This window comes from Actinomadura rifamycini DSM 43936 (assembly GCF_000425065.1).
GTDB classification, from domain to species: Bacteria; Actinomycetota; Actinomycetes; order Streptosporangiales; family Streptosporangiaceae; genus Spirillospora; species Spirillospora rifamycini.
In genome coordinates this window covers 1-22,985 of record NZ_AULB01000044.1, presented here as the reverse complement: position 1 = coordinate 22,985, position 22,985 = coordinate 1, and the positions used below count along the sequence as shown (strand labels likewise).

Sequence of the window (22,985 nt, the reverse complement as noted above, 5' to 3'; positions counted from 1 at the left end):
ACCCCGGCCCCCGGCGCGAAACCACGACGGCGGACGACGTGCGGCGGGGTCAGTGGGGGACGAGGCCGCCGTCGGCGAGGAGGACCTGGCCGGTGACGAAGCTGGCGGCGTCGGAGGCGAGGAAGAGCGCGGGGCCGACCATCTCGTCGGGGTCGGCCATGCGGTTCTGCAGGGCGGCGGTCGCCATCGCCTGCTGCACCTCGGGCGGGTTGTTGCGGACCATGAGGGTGTCGACGGTGCCGGGCGCGAGGGCGTTGACGCGGATGCCGCGGGGGGCGAACTCGGCGGCCATCGAGCGGGTGTAGGAGGCCATCGCGGCCTTCGCGGCGGCGTACATGGCGACGCCCGGCGACCACATGAACGCGCCGGCGGAGATCACGTTGAGGACGGCCGCGCCGGGGCTCTCGGTGAGGTGGTCGAGGGCGCGCTGGACGAGGAAGACGGGGCCGCGGACGTTGACGTCCTGCGACTTCGCGAACGCCTCGGGGGTGAGGCCGCCGATGGGCTGGGCGAGCGGGTTCGCGGCGTTGTTGACGACGATGTCGAGGCGGCCGAACGTGTCGACGGTGCGGTCGACGAGGGCGTCCAGGGAGGCGAGGTCGCCGAGGTGGGTCGGGACGCCGAGGGCCGCGCCGCCCATCGCCTTCAGGTGCGCCTCGGTCTCCGCGCAGGGCTCGGGCTTGCGGCTGGCGACCACGACGCTCGCACCGGCGGCGACGAAGCCCTCGGCGATGGCGCGGCCGATGCCGCGGGTGCCGCCGGTGATGATCGCGACGCGTCCGGTCAGGTCGAACAGGGTCCGCAGCTTCTCGGCGTCCACGGTGGCCTCCCGGGCACTCTGCGACGATTTGCGACCTTTGTATCAGAAGTCGGGATCATCGCCGATGACCTTCCCCGGGTTGAAGAGGTCCAGCGGGTCGAGGGCCCGCTTGACCGCGTGCTGCATCGCGCGGACGCCGAGGGGCAGTTCGCGCTGCATGCCGCCGCGCTTCAGGAGGCCGACGCCGTGCTCGCCGGTGACGGTGCCGCGCAGGTCGATCGCGGCCCGGAGCAGCTCCTCGAACGCGGCCTGCGCGGCGGCGCGGGCGGCGTCGTCGCCGGGCGGGGTGATCAGCAGCGGGTGCAGGTTGCCGTCGCCGGCGTGCGCGATGGTGGCGATGCGGACGCCGTGCCGGCGGCCGATCTCCCCGGTGCGGGCCAGCATCGCCGGGACGGACGAGCGGGGCACGCAGACGTCCTCGGTCAGGACGGGCCCGAGCCGTTCGAGCGCGGGGTAGGCGAGCCGGCGGGCCTCGAACAGGGCGTCGGCCTCGACGGGGTCGGTGGACTGCTCGGCCCACGCGGTGCCCGCGTCCCGGAAGATCGCCGCGAGGGCGGCGGCCTCGTCGTCGCCGGACGGGCCGGGCGTGTCGACGCTCGCGAGCAGGAGGGCCTCGGCGCCCGGGTGGATGCCGAGGTGCTTCCACTCCTCGACGGCCTCCAGGCAGGCGCGGTCGAGGAGTTCGAGGGCGGCGGGGACGAGCCCGCGGGAGGTGGCGGCGGCGACGGCGCGGCCCGCGGCGACGATGTCGTCGAAGGCGCCGACGACGGTGCGGGGCGCGTCGCGGCGGGCGGGCCGGAGCCGGAGGGTGACCTCGGTGACGACGCCGAGGGTGCCCTCGGAGCCGACGAACAGGCCGGTGAGGTCGTACCCGGCGACGCCCTTGGTGGTGCGGCGGCCGAGGTCGACGCGGGTGCCGTAGGCGCCGGCGGGCCCGCCCACGACGGCCTGGAGGCCGAGGACGTAGTCGCGGGTCACGCCGTACTTGAGGCAGCACAGGCCGCCCGCGTTGGTGGCGACGTTGCCGCCGATGGTGGACCAGGGCGCGCTGGCGGGGTCCGGCGGGTACCAGAGGCCGTGCTCGGCGACGGCCTTCTTCAGGTCGTCGTTGACGACGCCGGGCTGGACGACCGCGACCATGTTCTCGGCGTCGATCTCGACGACGGCGTCCATCGCGGACAGGTCGAGGACGAGGCAGCCGTCGACGGCGTTGGCGCCGCCGGACAGCCCGGTCCCGGCGCCGCGCGGCACGACGGGGATCCGCAGCTCGGCGCAGGCGGCGACGGCGCGGGCGACCTCGTCGGACGAGCGCGCCCGCAGCGCCGCGACCGGCGCGCCGGCCGGCGCCCACTCGGCCTCGTCGTGGCCGAGGCCCGCGAGGACGTCGGCGTCGGTGATGAGGCGCGCGCCGGGCAGTGCCGCGGCGAGCACGTCGACCTGCGTGGAAGAAATGGGGCACACCTCGCTTTCCGGGAGCCGATGCTATGCGGTGGCCGCGCGCGTCGGCCATGCAGGTTCTCCCCACCCGCTCAGGGGTTCGGTGGAGGGTCTCCACCCAGGTCGGCGGCGAGGCGGTGCAGCCGCAGGGCGAGCTGGACGTCGAGGGCGCGGCGGTGGCGGTGTGGCGGCGGCCGCCGCCGAGGAACGCGTCCGCCGTGCGCACGAGGTCGCCGCCGCGCCGCTCGTCGTGGTCGGGCAGCGGCCCCAGCGTCGCGCGGACGAACCGGTCGGCGTCCGCGCGCCCGGAGCGGCTCAGCAGGTACCGGTAGGGGCCGAGGTCGGCGGGCGCGGCGCCGGCCCCCTCCCGGGCGAGGCTCCGCAGGACGGTCGCGCACGCGGCCGCGTCGGCGAACGCGGCGAACGAGGCGAACGAGGCGAGCGACGTCAGGAACGCCATCTCCCGCCCGGTGAAGTCCCGGACGCTCCGCTGCGCGATCATCAGCACGCCGTCGACGCGCCCGCGCAGCCGCAGCGGGACGCCGACGATCGTCCGCAGCCCCTCCTCGCGGACGACCCGGTCGACGGCGTCGCTGCGCAGGAGGTCGCGGTCGGCGAGGTAGTCGGCGCTGCGCACCGGCTCGCCCCGGTCGGCGACGCGCCCGGCGACGCCCACCCGGGGCGCGAGCCGGACGCCGCGCAGCCGCGGCCCGAGCGACCCGTCGGTCACCTCGATGGTGAGGGCGCCGTCGTCGCCGGGCAGCGCGAGGTAGGCGATGTCGACGTCGAGCAGCCGCCGCGCCTGCGCGACGACGTCCTGCAGCAGCGCGTCCAGGTCGTGGACGCCCGACAGCCGCAGCGCCAGGTCGTACAGCGCCTGGAGCTCACGGGTGTCCACCGGGGGGAAGGCTACCGCCGGGGCGGCCGGGGCCTTCGGTGAGAGAGCGTTGAGCGTTGCCTGAGAGAACGGTGAGAAAGGCCCGTACCCGGCGCCGGCAGGGGACACGGGGTGATTACTGTGAGTGCATGGAATCTGGCACGCGGGAGGCCGCGCGGATCCTGATCGTGGACGACGAGCCGGCCGTGCGGGAGGCCCTGGCCGGGAGCCTGGAGTTCGAGGGCTACCGGACCGCGGAGGCCGCCGACGGCGCCGCGGCGCTCGACGCGGTGGCGCGCGAGCATCCCGACCTGGTCGTCCTCGACGTGCTGATGCCGCGGATGGACGGCCTGACGGCGTGCCGGCGGCTGCGGGCGCTCGGCGAGGCCGTCCCGGTCCTGATGCTGACCGCCCGGGACATGGTCGGCGACCGGGTGACGGGCCTGGACGCGGGCGCGGACGACTACCTGGCGAAGCCGTTCGAGCTCGACGAGCTGCTCGCGCGGGTGCGGGCGCTGCTGCGGCGCAGCCGGATGGCCGCGGCCGCGGGCCCCGCGCGCGACGGCGTCCTCGCGTTCGACGACCTGCGGATGGACACCGCGACCCGGGAGGTGACGCGCGCCGGGCGCCCCCTGGAGCTGACGCGCACCGAGTACATGCTGCTGGAGACGCTCCTGGCGCACCCCAGGCAGGTGCTGACGCGCGAGCAGATCCTGAAGGCGGTGTGGGGGTTCGACTTCGAGCCCGCGTCGAACTCCCTGGACGTGTACGTGATGTACCTGCGCCGCAAGACGGAGGCGGGCGGGATGCCGCGGCTGGTGCACACCGTCCGGGGCGTCGGGTACGTGCTGCGGACGGCCCGATGAGGACCGCGCCGGGAATCCTCATGCGGGCTTAACCGGCGCCTCAGGGCGTTCCCACACGGGCCGGTGAACGTGGCCGGCATGAGTCACCTAGTCACCGAACGGGGCACGCCCGCCGCGCCTCCCCCGTCCCCCCGGGACGGCGGGGGCCGGGGCCGGCTGGTGGAAGTGGTCGTGCCCGTGCACAACGAGGAGCACGTGCTCGCCGCCGCCATCGGGCGGCTGCACGCTTACCTCGCCGAGACCTTCCCGTACGCGTTCCGCGTCACGGTCGTCGACAACGCCAGCACGGACGGCACCTGGACGGTCGCGCGGCGGCTGGCGTCCGAGCACGAGCGGGTCCGCGCGGTCCGGCTCGACCTCAAGGGGCGCGGCCGCGCGCTGCGGCACGCGTGGAGCACCAGCGACGCCGACGTCGTCGCGTACATGGACGTCGACCTGTCCACCGGCCTGGACGCCTTCCTGCCGCTGGTCGCGCCGCTCATCTCCGGGCACAGCGACCTGGCGATCGGCAGCCGGCTCACCCGGGGCTCGGCGGTGGTGCGCGGGCCGCGCCGGGAGGCGATCTCCCGCTGCTACAACCTGCTGCTGCGCGCCGCGCTCGCCGCCGGGTTCAGCGACGCGCAGTGCGGCTTCAAGGCCGCCCGCACCGAGATCGTCCAGGCGCTGCTGCCGCGGGTCGAGGACGAGGAGTGGTTCTTCGACACCGAGCTGCTGCTGCTCGCCGAGCGCAACGGGCTGCGCATCCACGAGGTCCCGGTGGACTGGGTGGACGACCCCGACAGCCGCGTCGACGTGCTGCGCACCGCCCGGGACGACCTGCGCGGCATGGCGCGGGTGGGCCGCCGCATGCTGACGGGCGCGTTCCGCGCGCCCGTCGAGGGGAGGGGCACGGACGGGCGGGCCGCGCCCCGGCTGCCCGCCGGGATGGCGCACCAGCTCCCGATGTTCGCGGTCGTCGGGATCGTCTCGACGATCACCCAGCTCGTCCTGTTCGTCCTGTTCCGCCTGGTGATGGGGCCGCTGTGGGCGAACGCCCTGTCGCTCGCCCTCACCGCGGTCGGCAACACGGCCGCGAACCGGCGCTTCACCTTCGGCGTCACCGGGCCCGGGCGGGCGCTCCGCCACCAGCTCGAAGGGGGCCTGGCCTTCCTGACCGGGCTGGCGCTCGGCACGGGCGGGCTCGCCCTGCTGCACGCCGCCGCGCCCGGCGCGTCCCGCACCGTGGAGATCGCCGCGCTCGTCGCCGCGAACGGCACGGCGACGCTGGTGCGCTTCCTGCTGATGCGCGCCTGGATCTTCCACCCGCGCCGCCTGGCCCGGGGCTCCGGGGCGCGGGGCGCCCACGCCGCCGAGGAGACCGGGGGGCCGGTGTCATGACCGCGACCACGCTCCCCCCGGCGCCCGCGCGGGCACCGGCCGCGCGCGGACGCGTCCGGCGGCTGCTCCTCGGCGCGCCGGACGACCCGCGCTGGGCGCGGCCCGCGCTGTGGGCCGTCCTCGCCGTCGCCGCCGCCCTCTACACGTGGAGGCTGACGGAGGCGGGGCACGCGAACGCGTACTACTCGGCCGCCGTCATGAGCGGCACGCAGAGCTGGAAGGCGTTCTTCTTCGGCTCCCTGGACGCCGGCTCCTTCATCACCGTCGACAAGCCGCCGATGGCGCTGTGGGCGATGGGCCTGCTCGCCCGCGTCATCGGCGTCGGCTCCTGGAGCCTGCTGCTGCCGCAGGCCGCCGCGGGCGTCGCCGCCGTCGCCGTCCTGTACGCGGCGGTGCGGCGGCCCTTCGGGCACCCGGCGGCGCTCGTCGCGGCGTCCGTCCTGGCCCTCACCCCGATCACCGTCGCGATCAACCGCGACAACAACCCGGACACGCTGCTGCTCCTGTTCCTGGCCGGCGCCGTCTGGGCGACCCGGCGCGCCATCGAGACCGGACGGCTCCGCCCGCTGCTGCTCGCGGCGCTCCTCGTCGGCTGCGGGTTCAACACCAAGATGCTGCAGGCGTTCATCATCGTGCCCGCGCTCGCGCTCGCGTACCTGGTCGCGGCGCGCCCCGGGCTCGCGCGGCGCGCGCTGCACCTGCTCGCGGCCGGGGCGGTCCTCGCCGTGTCGAGCTTCTGGTGGATCGCGATCGTGGACCTCGTCCCGGCGGACCGCCGCCCCTTCATCGGCGGCAGCACGGACGGGACCGCCCGGGACCTCGTCCTCGGCTACAACGGCCTCGGCCGCGTCTTCGGTCAGGGCGGCCCCGGCGGCGGGCCGGGCGGCGGTGCCGGGTTCGGCGGCGCGCCCGGTGCCGGGCGCCTGTTCAACGACACGATCGGCGGCCAGATCTCCTGGCTGCTCCCGCTCGCGGCGATCTTCCTGGCCGCCGGCCTCGCCCTCACCCTGCGCCGCCCGCGCACGGACGCGACCCGCGCGTCGCTGCTGCTGTGGGGCGGCTCCCTGGCCCTGCACTACGCCGTGTTCAGCTTCGCGCAGGGCACCTTCCACCCCTACTACACGACCGCGATGGCCCCCGCGATCGCCGCGCTCACCGGCGGCGGCGCCGTCCTCCTGCTGGACGCCTCGCGCCGCTCGGCCGCGTGGGCGTGGATCCTCCCGGCGGGCATCGCCGTCACCGGCTGGTGGGCGGTCACCCTGCTCGGCCGCACCCCCGGCTGGAACCCGTGGCTGCGCTGGGCCGTCGCCGGGACCGCCGTCCTCGCCGTCGCCGCCCTCGCGGCCGCCCGGCTCCCGCGCGCCGCCCGCCCGGGACGTCCCGTCCTGCGGGCCGGGCTGGTGTGCGCGCTCGCCGCGGCGCTGGCCGGACCGGGCGCCTACGCGGTGTCGGCCGCCGCGACGACCCCGAACGCCGTGAACCCGCTCGCGGGCCCGTCCGCGGGCGGCGGCCCGGGAGGCGGTCGCGGCATGCCACCGGGCATGGACGGCTCCGCACAGGGCGGCCCCCCGCCCGACGGCACGCCATCTGGGGGCACCGCGCCCAGCGGCACCGCGCCCGGGGGCGCTGGGACCGGGGGCGCTGGGACCGGGGGCGCTGGGACCGACGGAACCGCGCAAAGCGGGGCCGCGCCCGGCGGCACTGCGCCCGGCGGCGCTGGGACCGGCGGCGCCACGCCCGGCGGCACTGCGCCCGGCGGCACCGCGCCCGGGGGCGCTGGGACCGGCGGCACCGCGCCCGGCGGCACCGCGCCCGGGGGCGCTGGGACCGGCGGCACCGCGCCCGGCGGCGCTGCGCCCGGCGGCACCGCGCCCGGGGGCGCTGGGACCGGCGGCACCGCGCCCGGCGGCGCTGGGACCGGCGGCGCCCCCCAGGACGGCGCCACCCAGGACGGCGCCGCGCCTGGGCGCTATCCCCCGGACGGTAGGTGGTTCGGTGGGCGGGGGCGTGGGCCGGGTGGGCGGTCGGCGTTCGGCGGCGGGCCCGGCATGGGCGGCGTGAACGCGCGGATGATCGACTACCTGGAGCGGAACCAGGGCGACGCGACGTGGCTCGTGGCGGTGCCGAGTGCGCAGGAGGCGTCGCAGATCATCCTGCGGACCGGACGGGCGGCCATCGCCATGGGCGGCTTCACCGGAAGCGATCCCGCGATGACCGTCGAGAAGCTCCGGCGGCTCGTCGCGGACGGCGAGCTGCGGTACATCGTCGTCGGCGGCGGCATGGGCGGTCCCGGCGGACGCGGCGACGCGGACGTCACCGCGTGGGTGCAGGAGAACGGGACGCTCGTCCAGCCGAGCGAGTACGGCGGCACCGCGTCGACCTCTTCCGACTCGTCGTCCGCGTCGTCCGGCGCCGGGCTCTACCGGCTCGGCTGACGGGAGGACCACCATGACCTCGACACTTCCGAGGCGCTGACGCCGGTGGCGGCGCTCATGTTCCGGTTCAACAACCCGGACGCGCCGCTGGTGTTCGCCGCGGCCTGCGTGGGGACGGGTTTCCTGGCCAAGATGCTGCAGGCGTTCCTGGTGGTGCCGGTGTTCGCGCTCGTGTACCCGGTGACCGCGCCGGCGGCGGCTGTGGCGGCTCGTCCTGCCGGCGGCCGGGCCGTGGGCGGATCACCGCGCGGGTCGGGTCCGCCTTCCCGGCGACGCAGGTCGGCGGCGCCACGCTGTACGACCTGTCGAAGGGCTGACGGCCGGGGAGCCGGTGCGCGCGTCCGTGCGGGGCGCGCGCACCGGCTCGCCGGTCAGCCGGACCCGAAGAACTCGATGATCGCCGCGTTGACCGCGACGGGGTCCTCCAGGTGGCCGTGGTGCCCGCAGCCGGGGATCTCCCGGTAGGTGCCGCGCGGGATCCGGTCGGCGACCTCGCGGCCCAGGTGCGGGGGCGTCACCAGGTCGTCGGCGAACCCGAGGACGAGGCACTCGGCGTCGATGCGGCGGTACGCGTCCAGCCGGTCCGGCAGCCGGTCGACCGCGAGCTGCGACCGGCTGAGGGACGCGCTGAGCGGGGACAGCTCGAACAGGTCGAGCCAGTCGCGGACGGTGTGCTCGTCGCGCAGGGTGCGGCGGGAGAAGCCGCGCAGCACCTGGAACACCGCCTCGTAGCGGGGCGGCAGCTTGATCCCGGAGTCGAACAGTTCGAGCTCGGCGGTGGCGACCGCCGCGCCGAGCGCGTCGGTGCGCCCCCGGGTGGCCATCAGCACCGCCTGCGCGACGAGGTCGGGACGGGCGAGGGCGAGCTCCTGCGCGATGATCGCCCCCATCGAGGCCCCGACGACGCGGCACGGCGCGGCGCCGAGGTGCTCGACGAGCCCGGCGACGTCCGCGACCATGTCGGCCAGGGTGAAGCCCTCCGGGCAGACGTCCGACGGCGGCACGCCCCGGTTGTCCAGGGTGATCGCGCGGAACCCGGCCCGGTTGAGGGCGGGCACCTGGTGGGCGCGCCAGACCCGGCCGAGGGCGCCGGTGCCGGCGATGAGCACGACGGGGTCGCCCGTCCCGTGCTCCTCGTAACTGAGGTGGACGCCGTTCACGACGCTGATGGGCATTGGCCGTCCCTTCGCCTCGCGCGGGGTGCGCGGCGGATCTGACTGGGTCACGCGGCCCCCGCCGGCGGCGGGGGCCGGGTCATGAGGTGCGCAGGGCCTCGGTGGGCTGCATGCGGGCGGCGCGGATCGCGGGGAGCAGCCCGGCGATCGCGCCGATCGCGACCGCGGCGCCGACACCGCCCGCCCACGCCTCGGGCGGCAGCACCACCGCCCACCCCTTGATGGACGCGTACACGACGGTGGCCATGACGCCGCAGAACACGCCCACGGCCCCGCCGAGCCCGGCGAGCAGCACCGCCTCCGAGAAGAACTGGACGCGGATGTGGCCGCGGGTCGCGCCGAGGGCGCGGCGCAGCCCGATCTCGGACCTCCGCTCCAGCACTGAAATGATCATGGTGTTGGCGACGCCGACGCCGCCGACCAGCAGCGCGACCGCGCCGAGGCCGAGGAACAGGCCGTTCAGCGCCGACTCGGCGGCGGCGCGGGCGACGAGCGCGTCCGACGGGTTGCTGACCGTGACGTCCCCGGGGTTCATCGGGTTGACGGTCCTGGCCAGCACCGAGTGGACGGCGTTCACCTGCTCGGTGTCGGACCGGACGTAGATGGTGGTGGGGTGCCCGTCGTGGCGCAGGAACTTCTGGGCGGCCGGGTACCCGATCAGGACCGAGGCGTCGATCTCCGGGGCGAGGTCGGCCTTCGCGAGGATCCCGGCGACGTAGAACCACTGCTCGTCGAGCCAGATCCGCTGCCCGGGGCGGATGCGGTCGAAGCCGAGCCGCCGGGCCGCGTCGTAGCCGAGCACCGCGGTCGGCTGCGTCGCGGTGGCCTCGTTGAGGAACACCCCCTCGGCGACCCGGGTGCGGACGGTCTCGGGCAGGTCCAGGCTGGCCGCCTGGACGGTGAGGCCGTTGGAGTTGATCGCCGGGACGAGCGGGCTGCGGTACACCTTCGCGTCGGTCTTGCCGGTCGTCTGGACCCGCTGGACGGGCCCGATCCGGCCGACCATCGCGGGCGCGGACTTCGGCAGCTTCACCTCGTTGCCCTCGATGTCGACGCCGGGACTGACCGTCAGCATGTTGGTGCCGAGCCGGTCGATCTCGGCGAGCAGCCCGGCCTGCGACGACGCCGACAGGCCGAGGACGGCGACGATCGACGCGACGCCGATCGCGATGCCGAGGGCGGACAGCGCGGCGCGCAGCCGCCGGGTGCGGAGCCCGACGCTGGCGGTGCGCGCCAGGTCGGCGGGCGCCAGCCGCCCGGGCGTGGTGGTCGTGGTCATCGCCGCCGCGCCTCCCCCGGTGCGCCGGTGTCCGCGACGATCCTGCCGTCCAGCACCTCGATCCGGCGGGGCAGCCGCGCGGCCATCTCCCGGTCGTGGGTGATCACCATGATGGTGGCGCCCTGCTGGTGCAGCTCGGTGAGCAGCGACAGGATCGCGGCGCCGTTGACGCTGTCGAGGTTGCCGGTGGGCTCGTCGGCGAGCACGATCGCGGGGCCGCCGATGAGCGCGCGGGCGATCGCGACGCGCTGCCGCTCGCCGCCCGACATCTTGGACGGCAGGAACCCGGCGCGGTGCGCGAGCCCGACCCGGTCGAGGGCCTCCGCCGCGGCCTTGCGGCGCGCCGCGCGGCCGACGCCCGCGTACAGCAGCCCGTCGGCGACGTTCTCCAGAGCGGTGGTGTGGTCGGCGAGGAAGAACTGCTGGAACACGAACCCGATCTGGGTGGCGCGCAGCGCCGCGAGGTCCCGGTCGCTCATCCGCGCGACGTCCGTGCCGGTGATGCGCATGACGCCGGACGTGGGGCGGTCGAGCGTCCCCATCACGTTCAGCAGCGTGGACTTGCCGGACCCGGACGGCCCGACGATCGCGACGAGCTCGCCGCGGTTCACGGTGAAGCTGACCCCGGCCAGCGCCGCGACGGGCGACGCGCCCGGGTACAGCCGGGTGACGCCGTCGAGTTCGAGGACGGGCGTCTCGCCGCCGGAGCGGGGCCCGGTCAGCAGCGCGGTGTCGCCCGCGCCGGCGTGCGGCCCGCTCATGACGCCGGCACCACGACGCGCTGGCCGGCCTGGAGGCCCTGGCCGGTGACCTCGACCGTCCCGCTGTTCTGGTCGAACATGCCGAGCTCGACCTGGACGAGCCGGCGGGCGCCGTCGGGCGCGACGACCTCGACGCCGTAGCCGCCGTCCAGCAGCGCCAGCAGGGCCGTCACGGGGACGAACAGCACGCCGTCGGCGCTGTCGGTGACGATCGACACCTGCACCGGGGCCCGGTCCAGGCTGCCGGTGGCCTCGGGGTCGTCCGGCCGGATCCCCACCTTGATCTTGGCGCCGCCCTCCTCGTCGTCGGAGGTGGCGACCTTGCCGACGGACACGACCTCGCCGCCGGTCGTCTTCAGGTTCGGCAGCGTGATGGTGACCTTGTCGCCCTCCTTCACCTGCGACTGGTAGGCGGCGTCGAGCTCCACCGAGACGTGCCGGCGCAGCGAGCTGGCCTCCAGCACGGCGGTGCCGCCGCCGGCCCGGTCGCCGACCCCGACGTTCAGCTTGGTGACGCGGATCTGGTCGGCGGGCAGGTAGACGATCTCTCCCTTGGACAGTTTCCCGTCCTCCTTCAGGCCGCGGGCGTCCTCCAGGCGCAGGAGGGCGAGGTAGGTGGCGTAGCCGAAGTACTTGGAGTCGGCGTCGAGGCCGCTGCCGTGGCCGAGGGAGACGAGCGCGGCGTTGAGCTGCCGGACGTCCCGGCCCTGGTCGCCCCACTCCAGGTCGCGGTAGACGGGGATGGACCCCTTGAGGAACACGACCGGCGCGGTGTTCACCCGGTACAGGGTGTGGCCCGCCTTGTAGACCTTGCCGGTGCTCGGCAGGTCGGTGAAGACGCCGCTCGCCTGGTTCACGGCCTCGTAGCCGCCGTCGTAGGTGAGGGTGCCGCTGACCGAGATGCGGGCGGACACCTGGCCCTGGCGGACGGCCGCGGTGCCGGTCGGCGCCGCGTTGCGGGTGGTGGCGGGGGCCTCGTCGCCGAACGGGTCGACCAGCACGACGCCGGCGACCGCGCCGGCGGCGCCCAGCACCAGGACCGACAGCAGCGTGCGGCGCCGGCGGCGGCGCTGCGGCGGGGCGTCCCGGCCGCCCGCGGCGTCCTCGCCGGGCACGGTTTCGGAGGTCACGCTCATGCCTCCTCCCCGTCCCGGGCCGGGCCGCTGCGGACGGCGGCGCGGCCGGACCCGTCCGGCCGCGTTCGATATTCGGTGCCGCGCATTGCTTCTCCTTCGGCGGATGCCTTTTCCGATGTCAATGTGGTTCTACTCGGGCGGCGGTTTCGGGACGGTATCGGCGGCGGCGCATTTCCTCGGGCGGCGGACCGGTGCGCCCGCCCCTTCCGGCGAGCCGACAAAAGCGCACCTTTCGGTCGGCGGGCGGTGCCGTGAGCCGCCGGGAAGCAGCGTCCGCCTTCGGCATTCCGGCGCTGAAACCCTGCCGAAACCGGGCCTCGGTTAGCATGGCGATTCGCGCGGCGTGCGGACGCCGCGCGCCCGGCCCGAATGGACCGGGCGGTCGGAGCTCAATGATCTTTCCGGGGGTGCGGGGCGGTGCGGATACTGGTCATCGAGGACGACGAGGAAATGGCGGAGACGGTCGCGGTGGGGCTGCGCCGGGCGTGGATGGCCGTCGACGTCGCGCTCGACGGGTCGTCCGGGCTGGAACGCGCGATGGTCAACGACTACGACGTCATCGTCCTCGACCGCGACCTGCCCGGCCTGCACGGCGACGAGGTCTGCGCGCAGCTCGTGTCGGCCGGGCGCGGCAGCCGGGTGCTGATGCTCACCGCGGCCGCGACCAGCGACGACCTGGTCGACGGGCTCAACCTGGGCGCGGACGACTACCTACCGAAACCGTTCGACTTCCCCGTCCTCATGGCGCGGATCGGCGCGCTGGCGCGGCGGGCGCATCCGGCGGTGCCGCCGGTGCTGCGGCACGGCGACATCGAGCTGGACGTGGCGCAGCGGCGGGCGCGGCGGGCCGGGCGGACCCTCGACCTCGCCCCGAAGGAGTTCGGCGTCCTGGAACTGCTGCTCGCCGCGAACGGGCGGGCGGTGTCCGCGGAGGAACTCCTGGAACGGGTCTGGGACGAGTCCGCCGACCCGTTCACCAAAACCGTCAAGGTGACGATCAGCAGGCTGCGCGCCAAGCTCGGCGACCCGCCGGTCATCGAAACCGTGGCCAAATCCGGCTACCGAATCTGAAGGACGCCCATGCGGTTCCGACTCCCCCGCAACACCGTCCGGCTCCGGCTCACGCTGCTCTACGGCGCGCTTTTCCTGCTGTCGGGCGCGGTCACGCTCGGCATCACCTTCTTTCTCGTGGACCGCGCCACCCAGGGCGTGTACTTCTACCAGGGCGAGGACGGCATCACGACGTCGATCAAGGAAATGCGGGACCCGCCGCGCAAGCGGGGCCCGGCACAGCGGGACGACAGCGACACCGGCAACCGCGGGCTGACCCCGCCGGACGACATCGACGACCGGCAGATCGCCGCGCTGGCCCGGCACCAGAAGGAGCGGCAGCGGCGGACGCAGCTCGTCCAGTCCGGCATCGCGCTGGGGATCATGTCGCTGGCGTCGATCGGGCTGGGCTGGGCCGTCGCCGGCCGCATCCTGCGGCGGCTGCGCGTCATCACGGCCGCGACCCGCGAGATCTCGGCCACCAACCTGCACGAGCGGCTGGCGCTGCCCGGCCCCACCGACGAGCTGAAGGACCTGGGCGACACCATCGACGGGCTGCTCGCCCGGCTGGAGGCCGCGTTCGAGGCCCAGCGCCGGTTCGTCGCCAACGCGTCGCACGAGCTGCGCACCCCGATGGCGCGGCAGCGGACGCTGTCGCAGGTGGCGCTCGCCGACCCCGACGCGACCGTGGAGTCGCTGCGGGACGCGCACCTGCGGGTCATCGCCGCGGGCCGGCACCAGGAGCGGCTGGTCGCCGCGCTGCTCACGCTGGCCCGCGGGCAGGCGGGCATCGAGCGCCGGGTGCCGGTCGCGCTCGACCGGCTGACCGGGCAGGTCGTCGCGGCCCGCCGCGCGGAGGCCGAGCGGCGCGGCGTCACTCTGGACGCCGCCCTCGGCGAGGCGGTCGCGGCGGGCGACCCGGGCCTCGCGGAACGCCTGGTGATCAACCTGGTCGACAACGCGCTGCGGCACAACGTCCCGGACGGCGGGGTGACGGTCGCCACCGGCATGGACGGGGACCGGCCCGTCCTGACGGTGGAGAACACCGGCCCGGTCGTGCCGCCGGACGCGCTGGAGCGGCTGTTCATGCCGTTCCAGCGGCTCGGGACCGAACGCACCGGGCGCAGCGAGGGGCTCGGCCTCGGCCTGTCCATCGTGCAGGCCATCGCCACCGCCCACGACGCGGACCTGCGCGCGGAGCCGCGCCCCGGCGGCGGGCTGACGGTCACGCTCCGCTTCCTGCCCGCCCCGGCCGCGGCGGCCGGCGGCGCGCGCACGCCCGCGGACGCGTCCGCCCCGGCGGCCGCCGGCTGACCCCGGCGCGCCGTCGCGCGCGCCGGGGTCCCGCACGGTGCCGGTGGTCACCCACCGCCTCCGACCTTCTTGCCGCCGTGCACCAGGACCTTCTTGCACTCCTCGTCGGCCTTCTTGTAGGCCGCGCCGTCGAGGTCGATGCCGGTGCTCGCGTCGATGTCGGTCTTGCCCTGGGCGTCCGGGTCCGGGAAGTTGGGGATGCCGTTCTCGCGCATGCACTTGGCGTATTCGAGCGCCGCCTTGCGGTCCGCCGCGGGCTCCGGCGGGGGCGGCGGGTCGAACTCCTTGCACTTCTCCTGGGCCGCCTTGAACGCCGGCGAGTCCATGTCGACCTTGCTGCCGTCGATGGCCAGCCGGCCGTCCGAGTCGGGGTCGGGGAAGTCCGCGACGCCGTTGTCGCGCATGCACTTGGCGTAGGCGAGGGGGTCGCCCCCGCCGCCGCCGGCGCCGCCGGTCTTCGGCTGGCCCGCGGCCCCGGGGGTGGCGGCGGCGACACCGGTGCCGCCCTCGCCGCCGTCGTCGCCGCAGGCGCCCGCCAGCAGCCCGACGGCCGCGACCGCCGCCGCCATCGTCACGAGCGGCCGGAGGCGGCGCGGCCGCCGCGCGGCGGCGCGCCCCTCGCCGCGGTCGGTATCCGTCTGCATGTCGTCGCACCTCTCGTCGAGATCGCTGAATCGGTTCTGACTTTCGTTCTATCGGGCGTGCGGTTGCGGGAAGGTATCAGCGAGAAAACCTCGCATTCCCCCCAATTTCCGGCGCCCGCACCGTTCTTTCGATTTCCTTGATCGCCGCCCGTCAGGAACGGCACGGCGTGGTGTTGAGAGAGAAGGCCGACGGGTCGGTATTGCGATCCCGCCACTTTCCGGATATCTCGATCACGCGACTTCGTCCGGGCGCGATCGCACCGCCTCCCGGCGGGGTGGAAATGGGCACGTCGGCGCCGTTCTGCGCGGCCGTCCCGCCCGTCACGCCGGTGATCTCCTGCCCGTCCCCGTACCGGAACCGGACGGCCCAGGCGTCGAGCGGCCGCCGCGACAGGTTGGTGACGCGCAGCTCCGCCGCGAAGGTCCCCGAGCCGGTGCCGGTCCGCTCCGTCGTCCGGTACCGCACCATGCAGCGCTCCGGCGGCACCTGGCCCTTGGCGAAGAACACGTTCCCCGCCAGGTCCGACCGCGCGACGTCGGTGTTGTTCGCGACGAGGTCCCCGAGGTTCTCCCGGAAGTCGACGCCGTAGCGCTTCCTGATCTGCTCGAGCACCGGCGCCTGGTTGCCGTAGAAGAACCGGTCGCCGTCGCGGAGCCGCCGGAACTCCCGGCTCCACATCGCCCGCTGCAGCTCCCCGAACTCCGGGCCGGCGTGCTTCTCGGCGAGCATCCCCATGTAGGCGTCGAGCCGGTCCACCGACCCGTACAGGGCCTTCAACCGCGCGGCGAGCGTGGTGCGCCGCGCGAACGACACGGCGCCGGTATCCTCGAAATGGTTCTCCGGCCCGACCCGGCTGCCGAACAGGTTGGTGATGCGGACGAAGTCGATCGCGTCCGGGTCGTTGATCTCGTCCCCGGCCGTGAGCAGCGGATCGGCGGGGAACTCCGCGGTCGTCTCCCCGGTGATCTCGGTGAACGCCCGCTTCGGCGGGAGCCCGTAGGCGCGCCGCATCGCGTTGTAGGACGGCATGCCGTGGTCGCGGCCCCGCTCCAGGTCGAGCGCGCCCAGGTCGAAGACGCAGCGCGGCTCGGCGTCGGGCGCCGAACACAGGACGTCCCGCAGCTCCCGCTCGATCTGCTCCTCGTTGTGGTACTGCGCCTTGGACCCGAGCCCCTGCAGGAACGGCCCGAGCCCGATCACCGGAATGATCATCGGGTTGTCCCGGGACTGCGCCAGCGTGAACTGGATCTTCACCTTGGCGGGGTCGTCGCTCGGGTCGATGTTGAAGCCCATCTCGCGGAACTTCTCGAGCTGCTCCTCCGTGTACCGGGACCGCTCCGTCTCCATCGGGAACCCGCTGTGGATCATGCTGTGGATGCGGTACCCGACGGTGGCGAACTCGTTGCCGAGCGTCGCGTCCACCGACGGGTCGTACCCCCGGTACCGGGGCAGGTCGATCCCGTGCGCGGGCAGGAACTCGGTGTAGGTGATGTACTGCACCTTCGCGATGACCACCCGCCGGGCGATCTGGAACTTCTCCTCCTCGCTCAGCGCGTCCGGCAGCCGGTCCACGATCCGGTTGTGCTCCCGCGCGATCAGCGTCTCCACCGCCGTGACGGCCGTGTTGTTGTTGGCGCGCGGGTCCCCGGTGACGACCGCCTTCCCCGGGTCGGCGAGCAGTTCCCCGCCGAGCTCCACCTCGGGCGCGGCCGCGACGTCGCCGCGCGCGTCCCGGCGCGGCAGGTGACCGCCCGGCAGCAGCAGCCGGGCCCCGTTGTCGGCGAGGTTCCCGTCGACCGGGCCCTCCCGCATCCACTCCAGCCGCTCCGCGGTGGTGGCGTAGACGGCCGACCCGTCGAGGTAGGAGCTGACGTTGTTGATCTGCTGCCGAGGGTTCTCCGGCCCCGTCCCGGTGCCCGGGGCGGGCGTCGACCGGGTGAACTTCACGACCGCGGGATCCTGCTTCGTCTCCAGCGGGTCGGCGCCGTCCACGGGCACGTCCGCCCGCTCCCCCTGCGGGTCGCCGCGCAGCACTCCGCTGCGCAGCCCGATCTCGTGGTCGACGAACTGGCCCCACGCCCACGCCCACTGGCTGAGCTGCTGCTCGGAGAAGATGTTCACCGAGAAGCCGGCGCCGTTCTCGTCGAAGAACTCGTCGTTGAACACGCGGTTGCTGACGGTCCTGGCGTTCGGCCCGGTCACGGGCTCGCCCCGCCCGTCCGCGTACCGCGCCGGCGCGACCCGCGCGTAATTCGTCCCGGCGCGGCCCCAGTCGGGGTGCCGCGGGTTGTTGCCGCGGCCGTCCAGGCTCTGCCGCCCCGGGTCGAAGGCGCCCAGCGCGGCGGGCGTGCCCGCGACGGCCACCAGGCCGCCGCCGAGCACCAGGGCGAGCGGCGCCGCCAGCGCCCGCCGCACGCGCCGCCGGCCGGCGGCGTACGTCGGTCTCATCCGCACTCCTCAACCGGTCGGGTCACTCGGGCCGGGCGTCGACCAGGCTGAGCGCGTTGGGCAGCTCGACGACCCGCTCGGTGCGCAGCCCCGCCTTGCCGAGCAGCGCCAGGTACTCCTGCTCGCCCCGCTCCCGGCCGCCGTCGTAGAGCGCCAGCAGCCGCATGTCCATCTCCTTGCCGAGATGCGGCCGGTCGTCCTCGGGCAGCAGCATGTCCAGCAGCAGGACGCGCCCGTCCGCCGGCAGCTCCCGGCGGATGTTGCCGAGGATGCGCAGCGCGTCGTCGTCGTCCCAGTTGTGGACGATGTTGGACAGCAGGTACGCGTCGGCGCGCGGCACGGCGCGGAAGAAGTCCCCGACGACCAGCTCGCACCGGTCCGCGACCCCCTCGGCCGCCAGGAACGCGCGGGCGCCCGCCATCACCGGCTCCAGGTCCAGCAGCATTCCGCGCATGCCGGGCGTCGCCCGCAGCGCCGTCGCGAGCACCGTCCCCTTGCCGCCGCCGATGTCGGCGAGCGTCCCGATCCCGGCGAAGTCGTAGGCGGCCACGGCCGCGTCGGCGATCGCGCGGGACCGCGTCGTCATGAAGACGTCGAAGTGCCGCCGCGCGTCGGCGTCGGTGGCGAGCCACCCGTAGAACGACCCGAACCGCGCCGCGAAGGACGAGCGCCCCTGCCGCACGGCGTCCGCGAGCGACTCCATCGCGTCCAGCAGGACGGGCGCTCCCTGCAGCAGCGACACCGACCGCATCGAGCCGGGCGCGTCCGCGCGCAGCGAGTCCCCCGCCGCGGTGAGCGCGTACCGGGGCGTCTCCGGCCCGCCCACCGACCGCGCGACGCCCAGCGCCGCGACCGTCCGCAGCAGCCGCCCCACCGCGACCCGGTCCACCCCCAGCCGCTCGGCCAGCTCCCCGGCGGTCAGCGGCCCGTCGCCGAGCGCGCCCGCCACGTCGAGTTCCACGAACGCGTACAGCGCGGAGAACCGCCACTGGCCGCGCAGCAGATCCCAGATCAGCGCCCGCGGGTCCGCGTCGTCGACGACGTCGCGCTCCCGCCCGGCCCCCTTCGCTCCGCCCGACCCCGATCCCGATCTGTCCGGTTCCGCTTTGTTCGATAAGGACGTGTTCTGTGACACTCCGTCTCCTGACGTTAGATGGGTCGCTCGTCGTTCCCGGCGGGTTCCCGGGCGAGATCGTCGGTGCGGTCGTCGGCGGGGTCGGCGGCGCCGTCCTCGGTGAGCTTCGAGGCCAGCAGCCGCCCGATCGGCGCGGCGGGCTCCGGCGCGAGCAGGCCGTGGTGGTCGGCGTCCACCGGATGCGTCTCCACGGCACCGGTCACGTAGGGCCGCCACACCTCCGCCGCGCGGTCCGCGGGCAGGTGCCGGGGCCGCGCGCGCGTCGCCACCGCGAGCACGACGTCCCCCCGGAACACCCCGGGCTCGTGCTCGGCCGCGAGCCGCACGTTGTTGTCGGCGATCCGCTGCACGGCCGCCAGCGCCGGCACCTCGCCGCCCGGCGGGCCGGCGGGCGGGCCCCCGGCGGGTCGCTCGGCTCCGGCGGCGGGGCCGTCGTGCGGGTAGCCGTCGAGGATCGCCAGCAGCCCGACCCGCTCCCCGAGCTCCTGCAGCCGCGTCGCCACCGCGTGGGCGACCACCCCGCCGAACGACCAGCCGGCGAGATGGTACGGACCCGCGGGCTGCACGGCGCGGACGAGCTCCGCGTACTCGGCCGCCATCTCCGCGATGCTCGCGGGCGGCTCCGCCGTCCCGTCGAGCCCCCGCGCCTGGATCCCGTAGACCGGGCGTCCCGGCGGCAGATGCCGGGCGGGCTCCGCGTAGTTCCAGGCGAGCCCGCCGCCCGAATGGACGAAGAACAGCGGAGGTGCGTCACCGTCCGGGCGCAGCGGCAGCAGCGGATCGAAGTCGCCCGCCGAGCCGCCGCCCGCCGCGACGGCCTCGGCCGCACCCGCGGGCGTGGGCGCCGCGAACAACCCCCGGATCCCCACCTCGGCGCCGAGGACCGCCCGGATCCGGGCGATGAGCCGCATCGCGAGCAGCGAGTCGCCGCCGAGGCCGAAGAACGAGTCGTCCGGCCCGACCCGGTCCATACCGAGCGCTTCCGCGAACAGGGCGCAGAGGATCTCCTCCACCCGGTCGGCGGGCTCCCGCCCGGCCCCGGCACCGGCGAGGGCGGGCACCGGCAGGGCGGCCCGATCGACCTTGCCGTTCCGGGTGACCGGGAGGGCGTCGAGCGGGACGAACGCGGCCGGGACCATGTACTCGGGGAGTCGGTCGGCGACGAACTCGCGAAGGCCGGAGCCGTCGCCGCCGGGGTTTCCGATGATGTAGGCGACGAGCCGCTTGGTGCCGGGGATGTCCTCTCGGGCGATGACGACGGCCTGGCGGACGTCGGGGTGGCTGGTCAGGACGGCTTCGATCTCGGCGGGCTCGATCCGGAATCCCCGGATCTTCACCTGCTCGTCGGCGCGCCCCGCGAATGCCAACCGGCCGTCGGACGTCCAGCGGGCGAGGTCGCCGGTGCGGTACATGCGGGCGGTGGTGTCGAAGGGGTTGGCGACGAACCGTTCCGCCGTCAGGGCCGGGCGGGACGCGTACCCGCGCGCCAGGCCGTACCCGGCGAGGTACAGCTCACCGGCCACACCCGGCGGAACCGGGCGTAACGACTCGTCCAGGACGTAGGCGCGGGTGTTGTCCATCGGCGTCCCGATCGGCACCGTGGACGGGACGTCGTCGGGAGACGTGAAGGCCAGGTGAGTCGCGAACGCCGTCGTCTCGGTCGGCCCGTAGGTCGTCCGGACGACGAGGTCCGGGTGCGCTTCCAGCAAGGCGCGGACCGCTGCGGACGACACGACGTCGCCGCCGGTCGACACCTCGCGGACACCGGCGAAGATCTCCGGGGACTGCTCGGCCAGCACCCGGAACAGGCCAGCGGTCGCGTGCACGTTCGTGACGCCGTGCTCGGCGATCAGCCGTCCGCGTTCGGCGGCGCCCAGATCGCCATCCGGCGCCACCACCAGACGACCGCCCCGCAGAAGCGGCGTCCAGATCTCGTACGTCGACGCATCGAACGCATGGTTCGCCTGCACCAGCACGCACTGGACGACGTCCTCGCGCCAAGCGGCGTCCAGTGCGAACGCCACCACGTTCGCATGCGTGACCGCCACACCCTTCGGCACACCCGTCGACCCGGACGTGTACATCACGTACGCGAGGCACCCGGGTGCGATGCGGACGTTCGGGTTCTCTTCGACGGGCTCGAACTCGTCGGCGTCGGTGATGACGACCGACACCCCGGCCTCCGCCATCACCGCCGCGATCCGCTCCTCCGGATGCGAAACGTCCAGCGGGACGTACGCCGCACCCGCCTTGAGGACGCCGAGCAGCACCGGGAGCAGGTCGGCCGACCGCCGCATGCGGACGCCGACCAGCGAACCGCCTCGACCCGCGAGCGTCTTCGCGACGCCGTTCGCGCGGGCGTTCAGCTCCGCGTACGTCCACGACACGCCGCCGTCCCCCGACACGACCGCCACCGCGCCCGGCGTCCGCGCCGCCTGCGCCTCGAACAGCTCCACCAGCGAGCCGCCCGGCACGGGACGTGCGGTGGCGTTCCACTGCTCAACCACCCGCCGGCGCTCGGACGGCGCCAGCACGTCGATATCGGAGACGGGCGCGTCCGGGGTGGCGGCGCCCTGCTCGAGGACGCGTTCGAGGCGTGCGGCGAGCGCGCGGGCGGTGGCGTCGTCGAACAGGTCGGCCGCGTACTGGATGCCGCCTTCGATCCCAACCGGGGACCCGTCCGCGTCGCGCTGCTCGGTGAGGCTGAACGACAGGTCGAACTTGGCCGCCTGCTCGCCCGGCTCGTCCCCGGCGAACGGACGTGCGCGCACGCCCGCGAGGTCGAGGTCGCCGTCGCCCTGCGGCAGGTTCTGAAGCGTCAGCATCACCTGGAAGAGCGGGTGCCGGGCGAGGGAGCGCGGCGGGTTGAGGTCTTCCACGAGCCGCTCGAACGGGACGTCCTGGTGCGCGTAGGCGGCGAGGTCGGTGTCGCGGACGCGGTCGAGGAGTTCGGCGAACGACGGGTCGCCGCTCACGTCCGTCCGCAGCACGAGCGTGTTGACGAAGAAACCGGCCAGGTCCTCCAGCGCCGCGTCGCCGCGTCCCGCGACGGCCGTGCCGATCGGGACGTCGTCGCCCGCACCGACCTTCGACAGCAGCACCGCGACCGCGGCTTGCGCCACCATGAACATCGTCACGCCGTGCCGCCGCGCCAACTCGGTGAGGCGGCGGTGCACCTCGGCGTCCGTCCCGACCGGGACGATCGCGCCGCGGAACGTCGCCGCCGACGGCCGGGGCCGGTCGACGGGCAGCGCCAGTTCCTCGGGGAGGCCGGCGAGCGCTTCGCGCCAGTGCCCGATGTGCTCGGCGAGAAGACTCTTGGGATCGTCGGGGTCGCCCAGGACGTCCCGCTGCCAGAGGGCGTAGTCGGCGTACTGGACGGGCAGCGGCTCCCACCCGGGCGCCTCGCCCCGGACACGGGCCGCGTACGCGGCCCCCAGGTCGCGGGTGACGACGCCCATCGACCAGCCGTCCACCGCGATGTGGTGCGCCGTGATCACCAGGACGGATTCGCCGGACGACGGCACCAGCAGCCGCGCCCGCCACGGCGGCTCTCGGGTGAGGTCGAACCCGCGTTCCATCTCGACGGTCGCGGCGTCCGCCAGGTCGCCCTCCGCGACCTCGTCCACCCGCAGGACGGGACGGCCGTCCCCGCCGTCCAGGATCTCCTGCCGCGGAACGCCCGCGCTCTCGGGGAAGACAGTGCGGAGCGTCTCGTGGCGGTCGGCGACGTCCCCGAGGGCCGCCTCCAGCGCCGCGACGTCGAGGTCGCCCGTCAGGCGCAGCGCGAGCGGCACGTTGTACCCCGCACCCGCACCGGCCTCCTCCAGCCGGTTCAGGAACCACATCCGCTGCTGCGCATACGACAGCGGCACGACCTCCGGACGCTCCCGAGCCACGAGCGCCGGACGCACGCCCGCCCCACGCGCCTCATCAGCGAGCCGCGCCAACCCCGCGACCGTCGGCGACCCGAACAGCTCACGAATGCCGATCTCCGCACCCAGCACCGCCTGCACACGAGAGATCAACCGCATCGCCAGGAGCGAGTCACCACCGAGCTCGAAGAACGAGACGTCCACCCCGACCCGGTCCAAGCCGAGGACGTCGGCGAACAGTCCCGACAGGACCTCCTCGGTCGGGGTCGCCGGTGCCCGATCACCGGCCAGACCCGCGAAGTCCGGGGCGGGAAGGGCGGCCCGATCGACCTTGCCGTTGCGGGTGACGGGAAGC

Annotated in this window: 15 protein-coding genes and 1 pseudogene; 5 read left to right on the top strand and 11 right to left on the bottom strand. The window is 74.9% G+C overall.

The features are described from left to right. Positions 1 to 49: 49 nt before the first annotated feature. From H505_RS0131570 to H505_RS52820, 3 genes and pseudogenes are all read right to left on the bottom strand, one after another. A complete protein-coding gene (locus H505_RS0131570; RefSeq protein WP_026405159.1) occupies positions 50 to 820 on the bottom strand; it encodes an SDR family NAD(P)-dependent oxidoreductase in 771 nt (256 codons plus the stop codon). A gap of 42 nt (positions 821 to 862) precedes the next feature. Beyond that, positions 863 to 2,281, bottom strand: a complete 1,419-nt coding sequence (locus H505_RS0131565) for an FAD-binding oxidoreductase (protein WP_245592676.1) — start codon at positions 2,279 to 2,281, stop codon at positions 863 to 865. Positions 2,282 to 2,735: 454 nt separating this feature from the next. Beyond that, a pseudogene (locus H505_RS52820) lies at positions 2,736 to 3,155 on the bottom strand (GAF domain-containing protein); the annotation flags it as partial. Between the two features lie 128 nt (positions 3,156 to 3,283). Between H505_RS52820 and H505_RS0131555 the strand changes: the two are divergent. From H505_RS0131555 to H505_RS52545, 3 genes are all read left to right on the top strand, one after another. Continuing rightward, positions 3,284 to 4,000 (top strand): response regulator transcription factor, encoded by a 717-nt coding sequence (locus H505_RS0131555; RefSeq protein ID WP_026405156.1) that lies wholly within the window; start codon positions 3,284 to 3,286, stop codon positions 3,998 to 4,000. A gap of 78 nt (positions 4,001 to 4,078) precedes the next feature. After that, positions 4,079 to 5,377 carry a bifunctional glycosyltransferase family 2/GtrA family protein gene (locus H505_RS45565; RefSeq protein ID WP_051301392.1) on the top strand — a complete coding sequence of 433 codons (1,299 nt, stop codon included), beginning with the start codon at positions 4,079 to 4,081 and terminating at the stop codon, positions 5,375 to 5,377. Then, entirely contained in the window at positions 5,374 to 7,812 is a 2,439-nt protein-coding gene (locus tag H505_RS52545) for a glycosyltransferase family 39 protein (protein ID WP_034520815.1), read from the top strand. Before H505_RS45565 ends, H505_RS52545 begins: the two co-directional genes overlap by 4 nt. 371 nt (positions 7,813 to 8,183) lie before the next feature. Here H505_RS52545 and H505_RS0131535 read toward each other — a convergent pair whose 3' ends face one another. The 4 genes from H505_RS0131535 to H505_RS0131520 all read right to left on the bottom strand — a co-directional run bounded on the left by H505_RS0131535 (position 8,184) and on the right by H505_RS0131520 (position 12,157). Continuing rightward, entirely contained in the window at positions 8,184 to 8,987 is an 804-nt protein-coding gene (locus H505_RS0131535) for an alpha/beta fold hydrolase (RefSeq protein ID WP_026405154.1), read from the bottom strand. A gap of 79 nt (positions 8,988 to 9,066) precedes the next feature. After that, on the bottom strand, positions 9,067 to 10,266 hold the full coding sequence (locus H505_RS0131530) for an ABC transporter permease (protein WP_026405153.1): 1,200 nt from the start codon (positions 10,264 to 10,266) through the stop codon (positions 9,067 to 9,069). After that, positions 10,263 to 11,027 carry an ABC transporter ATP-binding protein gene (locus H505_RS0131525; RefSeq protein ID WP_084551042.1) on the bottom strand — a complete coding sequence of 255 codons (765 nt, stop codon included), beginning with the start codon at positions 11,025 to 11,027 and terminating at the stop codon, positions 10,263 to 10,265. Before H505_RS0131525 ends, H505_RS0131530 begins: the two co-directional genes overlap by 4 nt. Then, positions 11,024 to 12,157: an RND family efflux transporter gene (locus tag H505_RS0131520; RefSeq protein ID WP_125611127.1), complete on the bottom strand. Its 1,134-nt coding sequence runs from the start codon at positions 12,155 to 12,157 to the stop codon at positions 11,024 to 11,026. The genes H505_RS0131525 and H505_RS0131520 overlap by 4 nt, the downstream gene beginning before the upstream one ends. 423 nt (positions 12,158 to 12,580) lie before the next feature. Here H505_RS0131520 and H505_RS0131515 point away from each other — a divergent pair, with 423 nt between their 5' ends. Both H505_RS0131515 and H505_RS45555 read left to right on the top strand, forming a co-directional pair. Then, positions 12,581 to 13,234: a response regulator transcription factor gene (locus tag H505_RS0131515; RefSeq protein WP_026405150.1), complete on the top strand. Its 654-nt coding sequence runs from the start codon at positions 12,581 to 12,583 to the stop codon at positions 13,232 to 13,234. Positions 13,235 to 13,243: 9 nt separating this feature from the next. Next, positions 13,244 to 14,527: a sensor histidine kinase gene (locus tag H505_RS45555; protein WP_034520810.1), complete on the top strand. Its 1,284-nt coding sequence runs from the start codon at positions 13,244 to 13,246 to the stop codon at positions 14,525 to 14,527. A gap of 47 nt (positions 14,528 to 14,574) precedes the next feature. Here H505_RS45555 and H505_RS48250 read toward each other — a convergent pair whose 3' ends face one another. The 4 genes from H505_RS48250 to H505_RS45545 form a co-directional block, all read right to left on the bottom strand. Further along, the gene (locus tag H505_RS48250) at positions 14,575 to 15,171 is read right to left on the bottom strand and encodes a hypothetical protein (RefSeq protein ID WP_051301390.1); all 597 of its coding nucleotides are present in this window, start codon (positions 15,169 to 15,171) and stop codon (positions 14,575 to 14,577) included. A gap of 151 nt (positions 15,172 to 15,322) precedes the next feature. Next, positions 15,323 to 17,620: a peroxidase family protein gene (locus H505_RS0131500; RefSeq protein WP_034520808.1), complete on the bottom strand. Its 2,298-nt coding sequence runs from the start codon at positions 17,618 to 17,620 to the stop codon at positions 15,323 to 15,325. A gap of 22 nt (positions 17,621 to 17,642) precedes the next feature. Continuing rightward, complete coding sequence (locus tag H505_RS0131495; protein WP_051301389.1) at positions 17,643 to 18,755, bottom strand: methyltransferase; 1,113 nt, start codon at positions 18,753 to 18,755, stop codon at positions 17,643 to 17,645. A gap of 14 nt (positions 18,756 to 18,769) precedes the next feature. Next, the coding region (locus tag H505_RS45545; RefSeq protein ID WP_157433207.1) for a non-ribosomal peptide synthetase at positions 18,770 to 22,985 on the bottom strand (4,216 nt) is incomplete at its 5' end.

Bases quoted from the DNA above. Each gene is read 5' to 3' on its own strand.
- H505_RS0131555 (WP_026405156.1), top strand. From the start codon at position 3,284: ATGGAATCTGGCACGCGGGAGGCCGCGCGGATCCTGATCGTGGACGAC.
- H505_RS45565 (WP_051301392.1), top strand. From the start codon at position 4,079: ATGAGTCACCTAGTCACCGAACGGGGCACGCCCGCCGCGCCTCCCCCG.
- H505_RS52545 (WP_034520815.1), top strand. From the start codon at position 5,374: ATGACCGCGACCACGCTCCCCCCGGCGCCCGCGCGGGCACCGGCCGCG.
- H505_RS0131535 (WP_026405154.1), bottom strand. From the start codon at position 8,987: ATGCCCATCAGCGTCGTGAACGGCGTCCACCTCAGTTACGAGGAGCAC.
- H505_RS0131530 (WP_026405153.1), bottom strand. From the start codon at position 10,266: ATGACCACGACCACCACGCCCGGGCGGCTGGCGCCCGCCGACCTGGCG.
- H505_RS0131525 (WP_084551042.1), bottom strand. From the start codon at position 11,027: ATGAGCGGGCCGCACGCCGGCGCGGGCGACACCGCGCTGCTGACCGGG.
- H505_RS45555 (WP_034520810.1), top strand. From the start codon at position 13,244: ATGCGGTTCCGACTCCCCCGCAACACCGTCCGGCTCCGGCTCACGCTG.
- H505_RS48250 (WP_051301390.1), bottom strand. From the start codon at position 15,171: ATGCAGACGGATACCGACCGCGGCGAGGGGCGCGCCGCCGCGCGGCGG.
- H505_RS0131500 (WP_034520808.1), bottom strand. From the start codon at position 17,620: ATGAGACCGACGTACGCCGCCGGCCGGCGGCGCGTGCGGCGGGCGCTG.